This window comes from Gelidibacter sp., from assembly GCF_039916245.1.
Lineage (GTDB): Bacteria > Bacteroidota > Bacteroidia > Flavobacteriales > Flavobacteriaceae > Gelidibacter.
Genome location: NZ_JBDSLS010000242.1, coordinates 1 through 4115 on the forward strand (window position 1 = coordinate 1; position 4115 = coordinate 4115).

The following is a 4115-nucleotide window of genomic DNA, read 5'->3' on the forward strand; positions in this document are numbered from 1 at the left end:
AATTCCTGAAAATCTTCATCAGTTTCTCCAGGATAACCAACGATTAAGGTGGTTCTGATTGTCATTTCTGGAACTGTTTTTCTAAATTCCTTGATAAGATTGGTCGTTTTTTCCTTCGTGGTTCCACGACGCATGCTTTTAAGAATATGATCGGAAATATGTTGTAAGGGAATATCTAAATAATTACAGATTTTAGCCTCTCTATTCATGATGTCTAAAACATCCATAGGGAAACCTGTCGGGAATGCATAATGCAATCGGATCCACTCAATGCCTTCCACTTTTACAAGAGCTTCAAGCAATTCAGCTAAACTCCTCTTTTTGTATAAATCGAGTCCGTAATAGGTTAAATCCTGAGCGATTAGAATTAGCTCTTTCACACCAGTGGCTGCTAATTTTTCTGCTTCAAGCACCAAATTTTCGATCGGCGTACTTTTATGTTTTCCACGCATTAACGGAATGGCACAAAAACTGCATGGTCGGTCACAACCTTCGGCAATTTTCAAATACGCATAGTTTTTTGGAGTCGTGGTCAAACGCTCGCCAATAAGTTCGTGTTTATAATCGGCACCTAAAGCTTTTAGTAAAGCAGGTAATTCGGTAGTTCCAAAATATTGGTCCACATTGGGGATTTCCTTTTGCAAATCTGGTTTGTAACGCTCACTTAAACAGCCAGTAACAAAGACTTTATCCACTTCGCCATCTTCCTTTTTCTGCATGAAATCAAGGATGGTGTTGATACTTTCTTCTTTGGCATTATTGATAAAGCCACAGGTATTGATCACGACGATATTACCTTCCTCTTCATGCACCACATCTTTTCCACTCGCTTTAAGTTGGCCCATAAGGACTTCACTGTCATATACGTTCTTGCTACAACCAAGGGTCACGACATTGATCCGGTTCTTTTTAATCGACTTCGTTCTCATATTCCAAAAAAATTAAGTGTGCAAAGATACGGAAATGAAGTTGAAATTGAAGTTGAAATTCAAATTGAAGTTGCTTGCACGTCCGTAACTTTTGTGAAGGTGGAAAATTGCCTGCCCGTCCGATGCCTTTGCGGAGGCGAAATCGAAGTTGAATTTAAAGTTGAGATCTATAACTTTGCGATCTTTGCGAAAAACCTTTGCGTCCTTTGCGTTTGATTTTTTAACCGCAAGGACGCAAAGATGAGCGCAAAGATCGCAATGTAAATAAAACAGAATCCTATATCTGAAATCATTGTTGTCCGATTAAAGTTGCGTTGACCTTCTAAGAATACTGATCAATAAAGTTCTTTCAACGTTTTTGATCCTCAATCTCCTTCATTTCTAGATTTTTGAAAACTATTTCTAAAACATCTTAATCCATTCTAATTATGACTTTTACATCCCATATTTTCAATTACTTACGTATTTGTCTTTGTTCTTGGTTCTAACAGCGGAGCGGTCTTAATTCTTTTCCGCACAATAGCGATCTGAAATCTGATCTTTTGTATTTAAACCAAAACAAATGCTCTACGAATTAATTATAATTTTTAGGAGCAACACGTCTTTTCGAAACTTGTTCGTAAGTATAGGCCCAACCTAATAAAAGCTTTTCAGAAAAGGGTTTACTGATAAAGGTCAATCCTTCTGGTTCGCCACTTCCAGAATAACCCATCGGCACTGTAATAGCAGGATATTCAGCCACTGCTGCAAAACCAGCATGAAAGTTATTTATGGACAAAAATCCGTCTAAATGGTGTTTTTTCATGGCAGCATCAAAAAACAATCTGCCATTAGTTTTCAGGGTGTTTTTGATCTCATAAAATTCTTTGTCAGTAGCAGAATCGGCCACGATTCCGGCGAATAGGTTTTGTCCATACGGCATTCTCGCTAGAGAATCCTTTTCATTAAACGCCATCACGTCTGCCACTGATTTTATGGTCAGTTTAGGATCTCCGGAAGATTTAATATAGTTCGAAAAGTCGTTTTGCATATCCAAATTTAAAAGTCTTAAAAAACCTGGCAATTCTACTTTATCCTCATCAATTTCAATGATTAGCGCACCTTTAGTTTTCAGATCGGAAATCGCCCGCACATATAAAGAATCTTTCATCAATTCCTTAAAAGCTCCAAAGCGTTTGCCTTCCAAGTTATTTCCTTTAAGAATAGCATCATAATAAGAACTGGTTTCGGATTTTAAAGTAACGGATTTTGAGTCGTTCTCATCATAGCCTAACATAGCGTCTAAAACAATAGCCGTATCCATTACGTTTTTAGCCATTGGCCCAGGCGTATCTAAAGTTGAAGAAATGGGTACAATCCCAGTTCTACTCAATAAACCGATGGTTGGTTTTAACCCGACGATAGAATTTTGACTTGATGGCGACAAAATAGAGCCTGAGGTTTCACTGCCAATAGCTGCCACACAAAAATTGGCAGCAACCGCAGCCCCACTTCCTGAACTGGAGCCACCAGTATCCATCGTTTTACGACCGTAAGGATTTAAGGTTTGACCGCCTATCGCACTATAGCCACTTGGGCAATCGCCGCAAAAGAAATAAGCCCATTCGCTTAAATTGGCTTTTCCCAAAATCAGTGCGCCTTGCTCTTTTAACCGTTCTACAATGAAAGCATCGGTAGTCGTGTTATTATTTTGAAATGCCACAGCTCCAGAAGTGGTTGGCATTTCAGAAGTATTGATATTATCCTTTAACAGAATCGGCATTCCGAAAACCGAATGTTTACGCATCTTGTTCTTGAGATCGTTGTCTTTCTGTTTGGCTTCCGAAATAACATTGGGATTCAAAGCAATGACTGAGTTTAACGACAAGTCATTTTCACGATCAAATTTTCGAATGCGATAGAGATAGAATTTCGTCAGATCTTCATAAGACAATTTTCCATCTTGGATATGCTGTTGTAGCGCTGGAATGTCCTGTTCTAAAATTAACAGTTTTAAGGCGCTGTATTTTTCTTCTGTAAAATCGCTTAAATCCTTATTGAACGGCTCCCAAAGTTTCGAGTTGTCGATAAATTTGGAATCCAAGACTTTAAACTCTGTAAAATCCTTGGTTGAAATAGCACTGATATCTTGAGAAGGCTTCTCATTATCCTCTTTTTTGTTTTCGGAATTTTTACAAGAAGACATTAGCAGAACAATCACAGAGAGTAGAAATGGTTTCATCGTGGGTATTTTTTATTTAAAAATACTGAAAAACTAGGTTACATTGAGATTGAGGTTTGGATAAAGTGGTTGTTTAGCATGAAGTAAGTTTTGAAATATCAGAAATCATCTAAAAACGGAGCACGTTGTTGGTGGAAAACACCAACAACGGGAGAAAAACACCAACAACGGTGGAATGAGTAAGTCCGTGAAAATTTATGAAATTTGTGTCAAACTTTTTAGAAGCTAATGGAAATAGAGTAAAATACATTTGCCGCCCACATCAATGTTGTTGGTGGAAAACACCAACAACGGCATAGAGTCAAAAATTTTTGGATGCTAATTGGAAATAGAGTAAGAAATAATGCCGTCCAAATGAATGTTATTGGTGGAAAACACCAACAACGGCTTAATAAACAAAGCAATGCAGTTGAACATCAAGATTAGCTTCGCTGAACCTAAAGGTTTCCTGCCTTACTCATAAATTCTTATTTTTTATCGAATTCGTGAATCTTCGATTTCGCAGGAATTAGGCTATTTAAAAAACGAATCTACAAATTCAAATTTATTGAAAACTTGCAAGTCGTCAATCCCTTCTCCAACACCTATGTATTTTACTGGAATTTGAAACTGGTCAGAAATGCCGATGACCACACCACCTTTGGCTGTTCCATCGAGTTTTGTGACGGCTAATGAAGTGACTTCAGTAGCAGCTGTGAATTGTTTCGCTTGCTCGAAAGCATTTTGCCCCGTAGAACCATCCAATACCAAAAGCACATCGTGAGGTGCATCTATTATTACTTTTTGCATGACACGTTTAATTTTAGTCAACTAGTTCATCAAATTGACTTTATTGTGTAAACGTCCAGCGGTATCAATAATAATCACATCAGCATTAAGTTCAACGCCGCGTTTGATGGTGTCAAAAGCAACAGAAGCTGGATCACTTCCAAAATTTTGACGTACCATAGGCACATCAACACGGT

General features: G+C 37.9%; 2 protein-coding genes and 1 pseudogene. All 3 read right to left on the bottom strand.

Going from position 1 to position 4115, the window contains the following annotated elements:
- Window positions 1-929: 30S ribosomal protein S12 methylthiotransferase RimO (gene rimO / locus ABIQ28_RS12910; protein WP_348037958.1), on the bottom strand; the 929-nt coding region annotated here is incomplete at its 3' end.
- Between the two features lie 574 nt (window positions 930-1503).
- A complete protein-coding gene (locus tag ABIQ28_RS12915; protein WP_348037960.1) occupies window positions 1504-3150 on the bottom strand; it encodes an amidase family protein in 1647 nt (548 codons plus the stop codon).
- Window positions 3151-3663: 513 nt separating this feature from the next.
- Window positions 3664-4115 (bottom strand): annotated as a pseudogene (locus ABIQ28_RS12920) (signal recognition particle-docking protein FtsY); the annotation flags it as partial.